This is a genomic window from Duganella sp. Leaf61 (assembly GCF_001421905.1).
GTDB classification, from domain to species: Bacteria; Pseudomonadota; Gammaproteobacteria; order Burkholderiales; family Burkholderiaceae_D; genus Rugamonas; species Rugamonas zoogloeoides.
Window position 1 is genome coordinate 21,968 of record NZ_LMLM01000032.1, and the last position, 15,625, is coordinate 37,592.

15 protein-coding genes are annotated in these 15,625 nt (G+C 64.5%); 4 read left to right on the top strand and 11 right to left on the bottom strand.

Annotated elements, in window-relative coordinates:
* Window positions 1-79: 79 nt before the first annotated feature.
* Entirely contained in the window at window positions 80-853 is a 774-nt protein-coding gene (locus ASF04_RS23740; protein ID WP_056147296.1) for an SDR family oxidoreductase, read from the bottom strand.
* Between the two features lie 176 nt (window positions 854-1,029).
* On the opposite strand from ASF04_RS23740, the gene ASF04_RS23745 reads away from it, so the two are divergent.
* Window positions 1,030-1,989, top strand: coding sequence for a LysR family transcriptional regulator (locus ASF04_RS23745; protein ID WP_082489012.1), 960 nt, complete (start codon window positions 1,030-1,032; stop codon window positions 1,987-1,989).
* Here the strand turns inward: ASF04_RS23745 and ASF04_RS23750 are convergent.
* Window positions 1,986-2,813 (bottom strand): hypothetical protein, encoded by an 828-nt coding sequence (locus tag ASF04_RS23750; protein ID WP_082488990.1) that lies wholly within the window; start codon window positions 2,811-2,813, stop codon window positions 1,986-1,988. The genes ASF04_RS23745 and ASF04_RS23750 overlap by 4 nt on opposite strands.
* A 189-nt stretch (window positions 2,814-3,002) precedes the next feature.
* On the opposite strand from ASF04_RS23750, the gene ASF04_RS23755 reads away from it, so the two are divergent.
* On the top strand, window positions 3,003-4,430 hold the full coding sequence (locus tag ASF04_RS23755; RefSeq protein ID WP_229205178.1) for a sugar porter family MFS transporter: 1,428 nt from the start codon (window positions 3,003-3,005) through the stop codon (window positions 4,428-4,430).
* Window positions 4,431-4,493: 63 nt separating this feature from the next.
* Here the strand turns inward: ASF04_RS23755 and ASF04_RS23760 are convergent, their stop codons facing one another.
* From ASF04_RS23760 to ASF04_RS23775, 4 genes are all read right to left on the bottom strand, one after another.
* A complete protein-coding gene (locus tag ASF04_RS23760; RefSeq protein ID WP_229205179.1) occupies window positions 4,494-6,188 on the bottom strand; it encodes a family 43 glycosylhydrolase in 1,695 nt (564 codons plus the stop codon).
* Between the two features lie 105 nt (window positions 6,189-6,293).
* Complete coding sequence (locus tag ASF04_RS23765; protein ID WP_056147305.1) at window positions 6,294-7,403, bottom strand: NADH:flavin oxidoreductase/NADH oxidase; 1,110 nt, start codon at window positions 7,401-7,403, stop codon at window positions 6,294-6,296.
* Between the two features lie 73 nt (window positions 7,404-7,476).
* On the bottom strand, window positions 7,477-8,463 hold the full coding sequence (locus tag ASF04_RS23770) for an alpha/beta hydrolase (RefSeq protein ID WP_056147308.1): 987 nt from the start codon (window positions 8,461-8,463) through the stop codon (window positions 7,477-7,479).
* Window positions 8,460-8,645: a hypothetical protein gene (locus ASF04_RS23775; RefSeq protein ID WP_019924338.1), complete on the bottom strand. Its 186-nt coding sequence runs from the start codon at window positions 8,643-8,645 to the stop codon at window positions 8,460-8,462. Before ASF04_RS23775 ends, ASF04_RS23770 begins: the two co-directional genes overlap by 4 nt.
* A 103-nt stretch (window positions 8,646-8,748) precedes the next feature.
* Between ASF04_RS23775 and ASF04_RS23780 the strand changes: the two genes are divergently transcribed.
* A complete protein-coding gene (locus ASF04_RS23780; RefSeq protein WP_056147310.1) occupies window positions 8,749-9,114 on the top strand; it encodes a hypothetical protein in 366 nt (121 codons plus the stop codon).
* A gap of 46 nt (window positions 9,115-9,160) precedes the next feature.
* Window positions 9,161-9,877 (top strand): hypothetical protein, encoded by a 717-nt coding sequence (locus ASF04_RS23785; protein ID WP_056147313.1) that lies wholly within the window; start codon window positions 9,161-9,163, stop codon window positions 9,875-9,877.
* Between the two features lies 1 nt (window position 9,878).
* On the opposite strand, the gene ASF04_RS23790 is transcribed toward ASF04_RS23785, so the two are convergent.
* From ASF04_RS23790 to ASF04_RS23810, 5 genes are all read right to left on the bottom strand, one after another.
* A complete protein-coding gene (locus ASF04_RS23790; protein ID WP_019924335.1) occupies window positions 9,879-10,064 on the bottom strand; it encodes a DUF1289 domain-containing protein in 186 nt (61 codons plus the stop codon).
* Window positions 10,065-10,141: 77 nt separating this feature from the next.
* On the bottom strand, window positions 10,142-11,680 hold the full coding sequence (locus ASF04_RS23795) for a CitMHS family transporter (protein ID WP_056147316.1): 1,539 nt from the start codon (window positions 11,678-11,680) through the stop codon (window positions 10,142-10,144).
* 127 nt (window positions 11,681-11,807) lie between these two features.
* Window positions 11,808-12,905: a tryptophan 7-halogenase gene (locus ASF04_RS23800; protein WP_056147319.1), complete on the bottom strand. Its 1,098-nt coding sequence runs from the start codon at window positions 12,903-12,905 to the stop codon at window positions 11,808-11,810.
* A 1-nt stretch (window position 12,906) separates the two neighbouring features.
* Window positions 12,907-15,120 carry a CTQ-dependent lysine 6-oxidase LodA gene (gene lodA, locus ASF04_RS23805; protein WP_056147322.1) on the bottom strand — a complete coding sequence of 738 codons (2,214 nt, stop codon included), beginning with the start codon at window positions 15,118-15,120 and terminating at the stop codon, window positions 12,907-12,909.
* 19 nt (window positions 15,121-15,139) lie between these two features.
* A complete protein-coding gene (locus ASF04_RS23810; protein WP_056147325.1) occupies window positions 15,140-15,622 on the bottom strand; it encodes a DUF2589 domain-containing protein in 483 nt (160 codons plus the stop codon).
* Window positions 15,623-15,625 lie beyond the last annotated feature (3 nt).

A 15,625-nucleotide genomic window follows, 5' to 3' on the forward strand; every position in this document is an offset into this window, starting at 1 on the left:
ATAGAGAATTCCGGTGGCAGCGGGTCGAAGCTGCTGCGAACCGGTCGCAATTAACCGGCCGCAGTGCGGCCGGCAGCATCTAATCGCAATACAGCTGCGAACGTCCGCCATCGATCAGGATATCGGTGGCGTTGATGAAGCGGGCTTCGTCGCTGGCCAGGAACAGTGCCGTGTAGGCCACCTCGCGCGGCGTGCCGATGCGGCGCACCGGCAGCAACTGCTCCTGGCGGGCGCGTTCGGCGGCCGGATCGGGGCACGAGGCCAGCCAGGCTTCGGCGCTCTCGGTCAGGATCAGGCCCGGTGAAATGGAGTTGACGCGGATGCCGCGCGCAGCGTATTCGATGCCGAGCGACTTGGTCAGGCCGATCAGCGCATGCTTGGCCACCGGGTACGGAAAGCAGCCGGGGATGATTTTATGCCCGTGCACCGAGGCGATATTGACGATATTGCCGTAGCTGCGGTCGAGCATCGACGGCAGCACCGCGCGGATCACGTTCCACGCGCCTTCCAGGTCCACCGCGAAGCAGCGCTGCCAGTCGCTGGCCGTCATTTCCAGCGGATCGGTGAACACGTTCATGCCGGCGTTGTTGATGACTGCATCGACGCGCCCGAAGCGGGCCAGGGTTTGCGCCACCAGCGCCTCCACCTGGGCGCGGTCGGCAATGTCGGCCTGCACATACAGGCTGTTCGGGCCACCCAGTTCATCGCGCACGGACGCCGCGTGGGCATCGTCCTGGTGGCTGTTGAGCACCACCTGGGCGCCCTCTTCCAGCAACAGTGCGGCTACAGCGCGGCCGATGCCCATGGTCGAACCGGTGACGATCACCACCTTGTCTTTTACTCTGTCTGCCATAGTCTCCATTCCTTGCAGGTTTTTGCTACATTGTCTTACGGGTAAGGCCGGCGCGGCTATCCTGATTTGGCATAGCAATAACCGGATTTGGCATGGCTGACCGCCTGCCTGACCGAAAAAACGGTACGGGTATAATCCGACGACCATCTTTCTTGCCATCATTCATGAGTCATACCGTGTCCGACCGTTTTGTGCGCAGCCATCTCAAGATGCGGCACCTGATCCTGCTGGTCGAACTGGGCCGCCACGCGTCGATCGCCAATGCCGCCGCCGCCGCGCGGCTGACGCAGCCGTCCGCGTCGCGCCTGATCAGCGACCTCGAACACGTGCTTGGCATCCAGCTGTTCGAACGCATGGCGCGCGGCGTGGTGCCCACCTGGGCCGGCAAGATGCTGATCCGCCGCGCCGGCGTGGCGCTGGCCGAGATGGATGCGGCGCACTTCGAAATCTCCACCCTGCTGTCCGGTATCGGCGGCCGCGTGGCGATCGGCAGCGTGCTCACACCCGCCACCAATATCCTGATGCAGGCCATCAAGCTGTTCAAGGCGCGGTCGCAAAAGGCCAGCCTGGTGGTCGATTTCAGCACCAGCAAGTCGATGGTGGAGCGCCTGCTCGACGGCCAGCTCGACATGGTGCTGGGCCGTATCCTCGATACCTCGACCGTCCCGCTGCTCAATTTCGAACCGATCACCGACGAAGTCCACCACCTGATCGTGCGCGCCACCCACCCGCTGGTGGGCCGCGCCGACCTGCAACTGGCAGAGCTGGTGGAACAGTCGTGGATCGTACCGCCGGCCGGCAGCATCCTGCGCGACCGGCTGACGGCGCTGTTCCTGTCCGAGGGCCTCGATCCGCCGGTGGAAACCGTGGAAACCTTGTCGGTGCCGCTGGTGGTGTCGCTGGTGACCAATACCGACATGCTGGTGGCGCTGCCGAAAGAGCTGGTGCAGGCGCAGCTTGCAGCCGGCGAACTGGTTGCGCTGCCGTTCGACCTGAAACTGCGCATGGACGTGTACGGCATCATCACGCGCCAGGGCCACGTGCTGTCGCCAGGTGCTGAAATCATGGTCGATGCGCTGCGCGAAGCGGCGGCAGTCGAACTGGCGGCCAGCCGCAAGCTGCGCCAGGTCCCCTAACCCAAGACCTGCAAGGTCATCCAGGTGGACGTGACCGCGCCCGGCGCCAGGTCGCGCAGGCCAGTGCCGGTCACGCCTTCGGCCCGCAACTGGTGGGCGTTGGGAATGTGGGTAACGGGCTCGATGGCAACAAAATCACTGCCCGCCCCGGGCCGGTAGCATTGCAGAAAGCCGCACAGCGGATCGGCACTGAGCAGCAGCGCGTGATCCGGGTAGCGCAGTACCGCCTTGCCGTCCCAGCCCGTGTAGCAATTGTTGACTTGCCACGGCCCCACGTCCAGCGGCCCCGACGCGACCGGTTGCGGCGCCACGCCGGTAGGCAAATGGTCGGCCGACACACCCCAGCGGCCCTCCCAGTTGGCGCTCAGCGTCGCACCCGCGCTGTGAAAAGACGGGTGAAAGCCCATCCCGAGCGGCATGGTGCGGGTGCCGGTATTGGTCACCCACAGCGTTTGCGTGAGCCAGTTGTCGCCGAGCGCGATCGACAGCGTGGCGGCAAAATCGAACGGCCAGTGGTGGTCGGCCTGGTGCTGCAAGCCCAGCACGACATGCGCGGCATGTTGTTCGATCACGCGCCAGGGCCGCCGCCAGCCCACGCCGTGCAGGCTGTGGGCCTCGCCCGGGTACGGTGGCAACGGCTCTTCCCCTGGCAAGCGGCCGTGCGCGATGCGGTTGGCGTACGGCACCATCGGAAAGCACGCGACCTCGCCATCGGGCGCATGCAGCAGCGCGTCGCCGCGCCATTGCCAGGCGCCGATGGCCGCACCATGCCCGGGATACAGACGCGCGGTACTGTCGCCGCAATGGAGATCGATCGCTTCCAGGACAAAACCTTCAAATGATGGGTGATTGGTCGATTATACGGTCGGCATCGGGCCGCGAGCCATGCTGCTTTGTCATGCTTCGCAGCAGGAATGGCATGGCCCAAGGTCGCTGCTGCCCCGCTTTCCTTTGTAAAATCGCAGACGACGACAATTCCCACAATAAAGAGACAGACAGCAAAGGACAGAGGAATGATGCATGGAATAGAACAGCCGGTTGCCTGCAGCACAACCACCGCCACACCGCCCGCCTCCACCACCACGTTGTGGCTGGCGGCGGCCGTATCCGCGCTGGGCGGGCTGCTGTTCGGCTACGACTGGGTCGTGATCGGCGGCGCCAAGCCGTTTTACGAGGCGTGGTTCCAGCTGGTGTCGCCGGCGCAGCAGGCATGGGCCGTCAGTTGCGCGCTGGTCGGCTGCCTGGTGGGCGCGATCGGTTCGGGCTGGATCAGCGACCGCCTGGGCCGCCGGCGCGGCCTGTTGATTGCAGCGGTGATTTTTGCCGTGTCGTCGATGGGCACCGGCTGGGCCGGCTCGTTTGACGGCTTTATCGCCTGGCGCATGATCGGCGGCGTGGCCATCGGCCTGGCAGCCGGCCTGTCACCGGTGTACATCGCCGAAATCGCGCCGGCAGCAATACGCGGCCGGATGGTCTGCCTGAACCAGATCGCCATCGTGCTTGGCATTCTCGGCGCGCAAATCGTCAACCTGTTGATTGCCGAACCGGTGCCGGCCGGCGCCACCGCCGCCCAGCTGGCCGCCAGCTGGAACGGCACCACCGGCTGGCGCTGGATGTTTGCCGCCGCCGCCGTGCCGGCAGTTGCGTTTCTGCTCGGCTGCCTGTTGATCCCGGAGAGCCCGCGCTGGCTGGCCGGCCGTGGCCGCACCAACGATGCGCTGGCAGCGCTGCACAAGCTGGGCGGCGCTGATTATGCGCGCGGCGCCATGCATGACATCCGCACCGCGCTGGGCGCATCCAGGGGCCGCAGCCTGAAACAGGTGCTGGCCGAGCCGCGTTTCGCGCGCGTGCTGGTGATCGGCGTTGTGCTGGCCGTATTGCAGCAATGGTGCGGCATCAACGTGATTTTCAATTACGCCCAGGAGATTTTCGCCTCGGCCGGCTACGCCGTGTCGGACATGCTGTTCAACATCGTCATCACCGGCGTGGTCAACTGCGTGTTCGCGCTGGTGGCGCTGGCAACCGTCGAGCGCTGGGGCCGCCGCCGGCTGATGCTGCTCGGCTGCGCCGGCCTGTTCGTGATCTACCTGGCGCTGGGTGCCTGCTACCTGGCGGGCTGGCAAGGCTGGCCATTGCTGCTGCTGGTAGTATCCGCGATTGCCGTGTACTCGATGACGCTGGCGCCGGTGACCTGGGTGGCGCTGTCCGAAATCTTCCCGCAGGAAGTGCGCGGCGCGTGCATGGCGGTGGCCACCACGGCGCTGTGGGCGGCATGCTTCCTGCTCACCTACTCCTTCCCGCTGATCAACGCCGCCATGGGCACCGGCATGACGTTCTGGCTGTACGCGGTAATCTGCCTGGCGGGGTTTGTCTTCGTGCTGCGCAAATTGCCGGAGACACGCGGCAAGAGCCTGGAACAGATCGAGCAAGGCTGGCGTTGAGCTCATCAACGTAAAGGCCGGCGCCTCTTGCCAGGAGCCGGCCTGTTTCATGGTCACGATTATTTATTGCTCTGCCACCAGGCTGACGTCATCGACCTTGAGCCACTGGCCATCGCTGCCCTCCGAATACAAGCCGATCTGCATACTGCCGTTCTTGACTTCCACGTTGGGCACGCTGACCTCGGTCCACGCGGTGCGGGCCGTTTCGAGCGTGATGGCCGCTTCCGGCCCGCCGTGGCCGTAGGCGTACAGCCGCGCCACCTTCTGGCCGCCGCTGCCTTTTATCCACGCCTTGAGCGTGTAGCGGCCGTTCGGCAATGTGACGTTCTGCACCGCGCTGCCCATCGTGTGCTGGTCGTGCGCCAGCATCAGCGCCCAGCGGCCGGTGCGGCTGTCCAGCACGTTGACGGTGGGACTCGGCCCTTTCAGGTTGGTCCAGCTGACCACCCAGCCGGTAACGCCGGTCTGCGCCACGCGGTCGGCCTCGAAGCCGGGGTTGAGCACGTAGTTGTTGCCCTTGCCCACCTGCCAGGTGCCGCGCCTGGCGTCGAGCGAAAATTCGCTGAGCGAGTGGAACACCGGCGCCGTGCCGTCAAACGTGAGCGGCACCCAGATGTTGTAACCATTGCCGTTGCCGGCGTAATTGCTCCAGCGGTCGCCGGCAAACAGCACCGTGCCCTGCTTGCCGCCGGCGACGGGAATGAAAAAGCCGTTTTGCGACACGTGCGAGAAGTCGTTTTCCGTGCCCTTGATCAGGCGCTCGTGCGTGTACGGGCCGTCGATGCTGGGCGACGTCATGTAATAGCTGCGCGAGGCATTCCAGCCGTGCAGCTCCGACGAGCAGAAGTAATACAGGCCGTTGTGCTTGAACATGGCGTTGCCTTCGCGCCCGCCGGCCGGCGCCTGGTGCACCAGCTTGGCCGGGCCCACCTGCAAGAAGTCGCTGGCGCGCAGCGGCGCCACGTACAAATGGCGCCGCTCGCCGGAATTGCTGAAGATGAGATAAGGCTGGCCGTCGTCGTCGATGAACACGGTCTGGTCGCCTGTGGCCGCGCCGTTGACATTGGGCACCTGGGTTTGCAGGTTGTCGTATTTAAAAGGGCCGGTGGGCGCATCGCTGGTGGCGAACAGCACGCCGTTACCGGCGCTCTTGCTGCCGTACTGGGTGACCAGCACGTATTTTTTGGTGCGTTGGTGGTAGACCACGCCCAGCCGACCGAGCCAGGCGTCGCGCTCGAAGATCTTGCCGGGCGCCGCCACCTTGATCACTTCGCCCTCGTTGGTCCAGTTGACCAGGTCGGTCGATGAATAGGCGGTCACTGCGTTGAATCTGGTCGCGGAGCCGTCAGGCTTGCGGCTGGCGATATAGCCGACCGCTTCCTCGTACTTGACGCCATACCAGTAGTATTTGTCGCCGACCTTGAGTATGCCCCCTCCTTGCGAATAGATCGGCGCGCCGCTGGTATCGCGCCAGAAGTCGCCGTTGCGGATGGTGCGATTCGCCGCAGCAGTAGCAACGGGGGTGGCGGTAGCAGCGGCAGCGGCCGGCCCATCGGCTGTGGCCGGCCCATCGGCGGTAGCCAGCGAATTGGCGGTAGCCGGCGTATCGGCGGTAGCTGGCGTATCGGCGGTAGCCCGCGTATCGGCGGTGGCCGCCATGACCGGCCCTGTGCCGGCCGTGCCGCCCACGGCCAGCGCCAGCAGCAAGCCGGGCAACCAGCGGGCGCTGGTTGTGCTTCGGGATATCGGATACCGCATCAGTCTCTCCTCGTTGTTATGCGGGAAATTCTAGCGGAGGACGACCTGCGCGGCTATGCCGGTTCGGGCGGCAGCCATATCAAAACCGGCATGGCCGGTGTTTAATCACCGATCTGAGCGAAACAGCTGCTTGTACTGCGACGGCTGGCACCGCAGGTACTGGCTGGCCGCCGGCACCTGCGCGCCCAGCGCGGCAGCCGCGTGCCATGGCCAGCGCGGGTCGTACAGGATGGTGCGCGCCAGCGCCACCAGGTCGGCGTCGCCATTGGCGATGATCGCTTCGGCGTGCAGCGGTTCGGTGATCAGGCCCACCGCCACTACGGGAATCTGCACCACGTTTTTGATGGCGCGCGCCAGCGGCACCTGGTAGCCGGGGCCGACCGGAATATCCTGGTCCCGATGCAGGCCGCCGCTCGAGACGTGGATCGCATCGGCGCCATGGTCCTCGAACATTTTCGACACGGCCTGCGCTTCTTCGACGGCAAAGCCCCCCGGCACCCAGTCGGTGGCCGAGATGCGCACGCTGACGGCGCGATCTGGCGGGAACGCCGCGCGCACCGCATCGAACACCTCGAGCGGAAAGCGCGCGCGGTTGTCCAGCGAACCACCGTATTCGTCGGTGCGCAAGTTCGATAACGGCGAGAGAAACTGGTGCAGCAGGTAGCCGTGCGCGGCGTGGATCTGGATCACGTCGATGCCGAGGTCGGCAGCGCGGCGCGCCGCGGCAGCAAAGCCGTCGCGAATGCGGCGCAGACCGGCGTGGTCGAGCGCAGCCGGGGCCACGTAGTTGTCGTGAAAAGCCAATGCCGACGGCGCCACCGTGGCCCAGCCATCGGGCTGGCCCGGCGCGATCTGGGCGCCGCCATCCCACGGCTTTTGAGTAGAAGCCTTGCGGCCGGCGTGGTTCAGTTGCACCGCAATCGGCATGGCGGACCAGTGCCGGATCGAGTCGATCACGCGGCCCATGGCGGTCTGGGTGGCGTCGTCGTACAGGCCCACGTCGCCATAGCTGATGCGTCCTTCGGGCAGCACGGCGGTCGCTTCAATGGTGAGCAGCGCCGCGCCCGATTGCGCCAACTGGCCCAGGTGCATCTGGTGCCAGTCGGTCATGCAGCCATCGACGGCCGAGTACTGGCACATCGGCGCGATGACGATGCGGTTGTCCAGCGTAATGTTACGTACTTGCAGCGGAGTGAATAATTGGGAATGGGGCATATCGGTTCCTTGTAATGAGCGCAGCACGTCAGTATCAACGAGTGTAGCGGACTGCCGGCGCGCTGCGTACCTCCTATAGTGGAGGCACGCGATTTCTGCCGGCGTCGCTGACGCGGCGGTTGATCCAGTCGCAGACCCGGCCGCGTACCTGCGCAGCGATGCGAACCGGAAAACGGATGAAGCCATGTGGCGCCTCGGGCACCACGTGGCATTCGACGTCTGTCACGGCGCCCCAGCGCTCAGCCATCAGGGTGGTATCGTCAAGCAGCGGATCGCGCTCGCCCGCAAACATGATTGCCGGCGGCAGACCGGCCAGGTCGCCATACAGGGGCGAAGCCGGCGCCGCGCGGCGCTGGTCGTCGGTCAGACCGGGCGTGAGCAGGCGCATCGACGCGGCCATCGACGGACCGTGCAGCACCAGCGTCTCGGCGCCCGCCGCGTGCACGCTGGGCGTACCGGCCAGGTCATACACGCCGTAGTACAAGACGGCGCCATCGATACGGCGCAGCAGCGCCGGCCAGCGCTGCAATTGCAGCAGCGTGGCCGCCGCCAGGTGGCCGCCGGCCGATTCGCCAAGCACATACACCGGCAGTTCGTCGTACTCGGGCAGCCCGCCATCGAGCAGCCAGCGTGCGGCCGCCAGGCAATCGTCCATGATGGCCGCCAGCGGCGTGTTGGTCGCCAGCCGGTAATCGACCGACACCACGGCCACATCGCAGGCCGCAATCAGTTCGGCGTTGAGTTGGTCGTTCATCTGCGCATTGCCGATCGCCCAGCCGCCGCCGTGAAAATCCAGTATCACCGCGCGCGGCGGCCTGTTTCCTCGTAATACCCGCACCGGCACCCGCAGTCCATCGGACTGCGCCGCGTACCGTGAAATACGCACGCCGGACCGTATCGTACGCACATCGGGCACGAACTGGGACAGCCGCAACAGCGACTGGATCACGAACGGCATCACGCGGTTGCTGATCTTGAAGCGCGGCGCCCATGCCAGCTTGCGGTTGAAGCTGCGCATTTGCTTGATCGCCCCGGGTTCAACCACCAGCGCGAACGTCATCGGGCGCGGTCTTCCTTGCGGATGGCGGCAGCGAGTATGCGCTCGACCACCGGGCGCGGCACCTTGCGCACCAGCAGAAAGGCGGCGGCGCTGCGCTGGCCATAGGTACGGGCCCATTCCAGGCCCTGGCGGACGATCGATGCCTGGCGGGCATCGGTACGGGGGAGTTGTTTGGTATCCATCGTGCCACTATCGCATAAAGCGCCGCACCGCACAGTACGGCGGCGAACGGTGCGGACCATGTTCCACGGTACACTGCGTTGCTCTATAGCCAGGAAAGAATCGATGTTACCGACGTTACGATGGATATTACCGTTGCTGGCCTGCTCGGCGCTGGGCGGCTGCGCCCTCACCCGCGTCTCCGACGCCACCCTGGCCGAAGAAGCGGAAAAGCTGCACGCGGTCGGCCTCACCATGGACGCGGCCAGAAAGGTCGCCACGGAACATGGTTTCGAATGCAGTCCCTACATCAACCGGGACGTGTCGGTATCGACCAAGGAAGGCGTACTCAAGACCGACATGCTCGAGTGCAGCAAAAAGTCACTTGAACTGGTCTGCCCGCAACGCCGCTACGTGGTATTCAACATCGACCCCGCCACCGGCCTGGTGCGCGCCGTGGGCAAGCGGTTTACCCAGAATTCGTGCTTTTGACGCACGCGTGATACTCTGCGCGCCACCGCATATCCCGAGAGATACCATGAGCACGCCTGATCTGCCCTTCCGGGCCACCACCGCCGAAGCCTGCGCCTGGCTCGAACAACAGACCGGCACGCCATGGACCCTGGCGCGCATGCTCGATAGCGCCTTGAACCCGGTTGTCTGGCTCGACTATGATGCCGCTTATCCCGAGCTGTTTGGCGAGGCCAATGGCGGCTATGCCGCGCCGATTTATTTTGCAGACGATGTCGCCCGCCTGGCCGCCGGCAGCGCGGACATTTTGATCACCATGACCAAGGACGCCTACAAGCTGCCGGTGCGGCTACCGGAGCCAGGCTTTACGCGGCCGCTCGACCAGCTGCGCTTCCAGAAGCGCGACCTGGAACGGCTGGTGGGCAAGCTGAAACAGGAGGCGCAGGCGGCACAGGAGGAAAAGCAGAAACTCGCTACCACCGAAACCCAGGCGGGCATCAGCAAGGCCGAAGTGCTGCAGGCATTTGGCGCGCTGGTGAAATTGAACCTGGACCAGGCGCTGGACGAAGCGATCGGCATCTTTGGCGACGATGGCGCCCGCGTCAAGGCGAGCGCCAAAAAATCGAAACGCAACGCGGTGTGGAATCCGGTCACGCTGGCCCTGGGCCTGCACGACGTGTACCGCGCACCGATCGGCCCCTTGAAGCGGGCCTTCACATCGCACGATTTCCTGCACGCGTGGCGGGGCAACTGGGAAGAATCGCTGCGCTTGCTGGGGAAATGACTCAGGCGGCGGTGGCCTTGGCCAGCTTCTGGATGCGGCGCGGCTTGTCGTTGATGATCTGGTGCCGCTTGTGGTCGGTCATTTTCTTCCACGACCGCGCCTCGTCCAGCGTGCGCAGGCATTCTCCGCAATAGCCGGTGCGGCCTTCGAATTCGCACACGCCGGTGCAGGGAGATTTGACTGCCATGATTACCTATGGAAATAAGAAGGCCGGCAACAAGTCGGCCTTCGATACGCTGACATTCGCTATCTTACCAGTACGGCCTAGCTGGCAACACCCATGAACGGAATCACACCGCACACCAGCGCCGCCACCAGCATCACCAGCGACGCCGAGATCGCCCACAGCAGGGTGTAGCGCTGGTGATCGCCGAACTCCACCTTCGCCATGCCCACCAGCAGGTAGGTCGAGGCCACCAGCGGGCTGAGCAAGTGCACCGGCTGGCCGATGATCGAAGCGCGGCCGATCTCGGCGCCGGTGATGCCGTACACGGCAGCGGCCTTGGCCAGGATCGGCACGATGCCGAAATAAAACGCGTCATTCGAGATGAAGAACGTGAATGGAATGCTGAGCAGGCCGGTGACGATGGCCAGGTGCGGGCCCATCCACTCGGGAATTGCATAGATCACGCTGGCGGCAATCGCATCGACCATCTTGGTGCCTTGCAGGATGCCGACGAAAATGCCGGCCGCGAAGATCAGCGACACCACCGGCAGCACATTGCCGGCGTGGGCGGCGATGCGCTCTTTTTGCTCTTCCATGTTCGGGTAGTTGATCATGATGGCAATCGCAAACGCGATCATGAACAGCACCGGCAGCGGCAGCACGGCCAGCACCAGCATCACCATCAGCGCCAGCGTCAGCCCAAAATTCACCCAGATCAGCTTGGGACGCGCGGTCTTCGGATCGCCGACCTTGATATCGTCGCAATGCTCGACTTCCGGTGGGCAGTTCAGGTGCACGACCTTGCGGTCGGCGCCGGCGCGGCGGCCCACGAAACGGGCGCCGTCGCTGTGACCGAACTGGGTGGCGCCAGCGGCCGGCGTGTAACCGCTCATGGCGGCATTCACCTGGCGCGGCTGCTCAAAACCGGCATAAGCCTTTTGCGGAACCAGTGCGGCATCCTGCTCTTCCTGGGCCAGCTTGGCAGCCTTGGCCGCTTTCGATTGCAGCGGCTGCAACTCCACTACGCCCAGACGCTTGCGCTCCTTGCGGCCCAGCATGTAGGCCACGAACAGCACCCAGCACACGCCGGCGATCATGGCCGGGATCATCGGCACGAAGATGTGGCCGACGTCCACGCCCAGCGCGCTGGCGGCGCGGGCGGTCGGACCGCCCCACGGCAGGATGTTGAACACGCCGCCGGCCAGCATGATCACGCAGGCCATCACCAGGCGGCTCATGCCGAGGCGCTGGTACAGCGGCAGCATGGCCGAGACGGTAATCATGTAGGTGGTGGCGCCGTCGCCGTCGAGCGAGACGATCATGGTCAGCGCGGCCGTGCCCACCACGATTTTCATCGGATCGCCCTTGACCAGCTTGAGGATCAGCTTGACGACAGGATCGAACAGGCCGGCATCGATCATGACGCCGAAGTACAGGATGGCAAACATCAGCATGACGCCGGTCGGCGCCAGTTGCTTGATACCGGCCAGCATCATCGGGCCGAGCTCGGGGGCAAAGCCGCCGATCACGCCAAAGATGATCGGCACCAGGATCAGCGCAACCAGCGCCGGCAGGCGCTTGGTCATGATCAAGAACATAAACACAACGACCATCGAATAAGCAAGCACGGTCAACATTTGATTTCCTCCAGGCATTTCGTCTCCGGCAACCACACCGGGGTTATAGTTTTCTCGCATATGCAACATCAGCGACGTGAATACTATAAGTGCCTGAAGCTTTCAATTCACTTTCAGTGCAGCGCGTTCAGTTCTTGCTGCGGCGCTGCCAGAACGGCGCGTCCGGCCACCGCTGCTCGGCCGCGTAATAGCCTTGGCGCATGTGCAAATAGGTTTCGAAGTTGTCGAACAGCGAGCGGTTGTAGTGGCGGGCCATGTTGGTGTCGCCCAGCAGGTACGCTTCGGCCACGCGCGCGGCGTGGATGCCGGAGCTGACCGCCTGGCCGATGCCCATCGATGAGATCGGATCGAAACACACGGCCGCGTCGCCGGCGGCGGTCCAGTTCTCGCTGTCGTGCAGCGAAGCTACGCGGCTGTGGATGGCGTAGTGGCGCATGGCTGTCGGCGCCGGCAGGTGCGCCATGATCCGGCCCACGTGCGGCGTTGCCAGTCCCTGTGCGCGCCAGTTGTCTGCCTCGTTGAGCTCGAGGCGCTTGAGGATGTCGGTATCGGTGATGAAGGCCACCGCCACCTTGTCGCCCGGCAGCGGGGTGACGTAGTACCAGCCGTGTTCCATGGTTTCCACCAGCGTCTGTTGCGGCAGGAACGTCGGTGCGCCCAGATCGTAATAGCCGTACAGCGCCACCAGGCCATCCTCGGTATGCACCGGGCGCCCGCGCTTTCTGACCACCAGCGCATTCTTGCCGCTGCAATCGACCAGGTAGCGCGCCGAGATGTCGAGCTGCTTGCCGCCGACCAGCAACTGTAGGCGCCATGCCTCGCCGTGCGCAAGCTGGACAACCTCGGCGGGCCGATACAGCGCCACGCCGGCCGTAGCTGCCTGGTCGAGCAGGATGGTGTCGTAGCGCCTGCGGTCCAGCTGCAAGGTATTGCCCTGGCTACTGAAAATGGTCTCGCGCATCACCAGGGCGTCGCTGCCCCACGCCGCCGCGTGCGAGTACGTGGGCAGTTGCGCCCCCGCCAGCGCCGCGCGCGGCACGCCCAGATAATCGAGCAGCGACAACAGCGATGACGAGACTGATTCCCCGGCCCGGAAGTCCTCGAACAGGCGCCGCTCGACCAGCGCCACCCGCAGGCGCGTGTAGCGGGACAGCGCCAGCGCGGCAGCAGTGCCGGCGGCGCCGCCGCCGATCACTACCACGTCGTAATCAAGCGGCGCATCCATCCTAGTGCCCGTAAGGACGACGACCGGCAGCAACGATTTTCTGCGGCACGTCGTGCTGCGACGCCTGCGCACCGTTGCTGCTTGCCATGCTCGCTTGCAGTGCCTGCAGCTTCTCCTTCGGCGACTGCGGGTCCTCGTCCTTCAGGAACCAGGCGGGCAGATAATTCGAGTCGTCGCCGGTGATGAAGCTGCTGGCATTGCCCACGCCCACGCTGGCCACGACGAATTTATCGTGGTTGCGTTCCTTCTCGACAAAGTACGGATACAGGCGGCCGGCATCCGCGTCCTTGTTCTGGTTGACCACGAAGCCCAGGTATTGCCACGAGCTGATCATCTGCGAGAAGCTGTTCATGCCACGGCTGTACATCACCTGCATGCCGGCCGGCACGCCAGCTACCAGCTGCTCTTCCCTGGTGGTGGCACCGCTGATGACGTTCCACGGGCTTTGCGGCGGCCACCAGTACGCGTAGTACGTCGGCGGCACCGGGATCGACGTAGCGGGATTTTTCACCAGGTCCGGGTTGTCGAAATTGATCATCTGCACCGAGCAGTCGTAGAAGTCCGCCTGCCACGGAATTGCCATGCGCTTGGTAAGGTCGCCCGGCTCGCAACCGCTGCCGACGGTCGGATTGTTCCAGTCGATCGGTTCGCACTCGTCGCGACCGGGCGACAGGCCGTTCTTCTCATAATCGGCATCGGCGCGGTGCAGGATCGCATACGGCCGTTCGTAAATCACCGGGTTGCGCACGCTCCAGGTCACCTCGATGCCGGGGCACATCGGCTCGCCCACGCAGTTGCCGATGGCAGCACGGTCGAGCGCGGCGATGCCGGCGAGCGCCAGGCCCGGCGCGGTCGGCGAGAACTTGCCGGCAGCCCATTGCTGAAGGGCGAAATACTGGGTATCGGTCAGCACCGAGAACTTGCTGATGATGTTGTTGCGAACCGAGTTGGTACCGGAATTGAGCGGCATCAGCGGAATGCCGGCAGCGGGATCGGCCGGGGTGTAGCCGCTGAACAACTGGTTGCCCTGCCCGCCCGAGAAGCCCGGTGGCTGCGTCAACGTGGCCTGCTTGATCTTCGACGGCTTGCGGAAATAGCTGAGGAATTTTTCGCGGTTGGCCCGGTTGTTGTCCGACGCATCGGCCACGTCGAAGGCCGGGCGAATGAAGGCGGTCATGGCCGGCACCGTGGCCACCCACTGGTAGTCGCCCATGCGCTCGAGGAACGGCCGGATGTCCTGCTCGAAGTTGACGACGTAGTCGGGGTTCCAGCCGTCAGAACCGGCCCACTTGACTGCATCGTAGGCGGCAGGCAACGCGCCCTTGTACTTGATCGACAGGTCGGCCACCACGTCGTCCCAGGTCGAGATATTGACCAGTTCGGGCGCGAACTTCGGCGAGCCGATCACTACCCAGGCTTTCAGTTCGACCGGTGCGCTGCCGTCCCTGAAATACACGGTGGCAGTGACCGGGCCGTCCGCGATGTCATCGTTCCAGGTGTCGCCGCCGCCAAAGCCGGTGATGCTCTCGCTCCCACCGGCGCGGCCGTAGGCGCCGATCACCAGCAGGTTGCCGGCGCTGTCGGTCCGCATTTCACCGAGGGTACGCACCGGCAAGCCCTGGGTGATGGAACCGGCATCGGGGAACGATACGTGCGCATAGCTTCCCGCACCCTGGGCGTCAAAGTGGGCGATCTGCTGCGGCCCCGCCAGCACGCGCGGACCCGGATCGACGATCAGCTTCTGGCGGTCGGCGCCGGTGACGGACGCATTGCGCAAATCGATCCAGTTCTGCTGGCTCAAGCCCCAGGCCTTCGGCGTATTGGTCCAGGTTTCGTAGCTGTTGTTCTGGCCGAACATCAGGTCGCCCAGCAGTGGCACGTAGTTCCACCAGGCCGCCTTCTTGTTGGCGACGTGGACTTTCCATTCGATCTTGGCGATGGCCGGATCGTCGAGCGCAATGGCAACCGGCGCCTGGCCGGGCAGGTTGCGGTAGATCTGGAACTTGGCAGCCTGGCGGCGCACGCGACCGAGGCTGTCCTTGAACTGGCTGACGGTGACCGGCTGGTTGTTCTGGAGGACGGGATTGCCGTTGGCGTCGGCTTCGAACGGCAGGCCGCCGGTGGTTTCCGGCGCCAGGTAAAACGAATCGAGGCTGTTACCGACGCGGCCGATGCCGATGGCCGGGTGGATCGAGTACTGCGCATTGTTGCTCATGTGTTTTCCTTTGAATTTATCAAGATATCTGTCGTTTCAAGATCGCTTCATACCCCTCCACCAGCAGGCGCAAGCCTTCCGGCGTTTCCTGCGGTGACAGCGTGATGTCGAGGGTGCCGGTCTTGGGCTTCTTTTTGAACAAGCCTCCGCTCTGTCCGCCCGGAAAATTCAACTGCAACTCGCCCCCGACGATTTCCATCTCGAAGCAGGCCGTGAACCTGGCCTTTTCCACCTTTGCCATCGTGAACGGCACCAGCGTGACCAGCGGTACCGCCACTTCCAGGTTCTCGAGCTGGCCGGCCTCGTTCAGGTGCGGGTATTCCAGCGTGACCGTGCGCGGCACCAGGGTCTTCTGGTCGCCCGGCTGGCTGCCTGTTGCAGGGTCGGCGGGCACCTCGATGAAATATTTATCGAGGACCTTGGTGTTCGCATCCATCAGCGCATCGCTCGCACCGACCAGGGCTGCGTGGATTGCGGCTATAAATGATTTCAGGCTGATCATCGG

What these genes read in the sequence shown, in the direction of transcription:
- ASF04_RS23740 (WP_056147296.1), bottom strand. Translation starts at nt 853, where the DNA reads ATGGCAGACAGAGTAAAAGACAAGGTGGTGATCGTCACCGGTTCGACC.
- ASF04_RS23755 (WP_229205178.1), top strand. Translation starts at nt 3,003, where the DNA reads ATGATGCATGGAATAGAACAGCCGGTTGCCTGCAGCACAACCACCGCC.
- ASF04_RS23760 (WP_229205179.1), bottom strand. Translation starts at nt 6,188, where the DNA reads ATGCGGTATCCGATATCCCGAAGCACAACCAGCGCCCGCTGGTTGCCC.
- ASF04_RS23765 (WP_056147305.1), bottom strand. Translation starts at nt 7,403, where the DNA reads ATGCCCCATTCCCAATTATTCACTCCGCTGCAAGTACGTAACATTACG.
- ASF04_RS23770 (WP_056147308.1), bottom strand. Translation starts at nt 8,463, where the DNA reads ATGACGTTCGCGCTGGTGGTTGAACCCGGGGCGATCAAGCAAATGCGC.
- ASF04_RS23775 (WP_019924338.1), bottom strand. Translation starts at nt 8,645, where the DNA reads ATGGATACCAAACAACTCCCCCGTACCGATGCCCGCCAGGCATCGATC.
- ASF04_RS23780 (WP_056147310.1), top strand. Translation starts at nt 8,749, where the DNA reads ATGTTACCGACGTTACGATGGATATTACCGTTGCTGGCCTGCTCGGCG.
- ASF04_RS23785 (WP_056147313.1), top strand. Translation starts at nt 9,161, where the DNA reads ATGAGCACGCCTGATCTGCCCTTCCGGGCCACCACCGCCGAAGCCTGC.
- ASF04_RS23790 (WP_019924335.1), bottom strand. Translation starts at nt 10,064, where the DNA reads ATGGCAGTCAAATCTCCCTGCACCGGCGTGTGCGAATTCGAAGGCCGC.
- ASF04_RS23795 (WP_056147316.1), bottom strand. Translation starts at nt 11,680, where the DNA reads ATGTTGACCGTGCTTGCTTATTCGATGGTCGTTGTGTTTATGTTCTTG.
- ASF04_RS23800 (WP_056147319.1), bottom strand. Translation starts at nt 12,905, where the DNA reads ATGGATGCGCCGCTTGATTACGACGTGGTAGTGATCGGCGGCGGCGCC.
- lodA (WP_056147322.1), bottom strand. Translation starts at nt 15,120, where the DNA reads ATGAGCAACAATGCGCAGTACTCGATCCACCCGGCCATCGGCATCGGC.
- ASF04_RS23810 (WP_056147325.1), bottom strand. Translation starts at nt 15,622, where the DNA reads ATGATCAGCCTGAAATCATTTATAGCCGCAATCCACGCAGCCCTGGTC.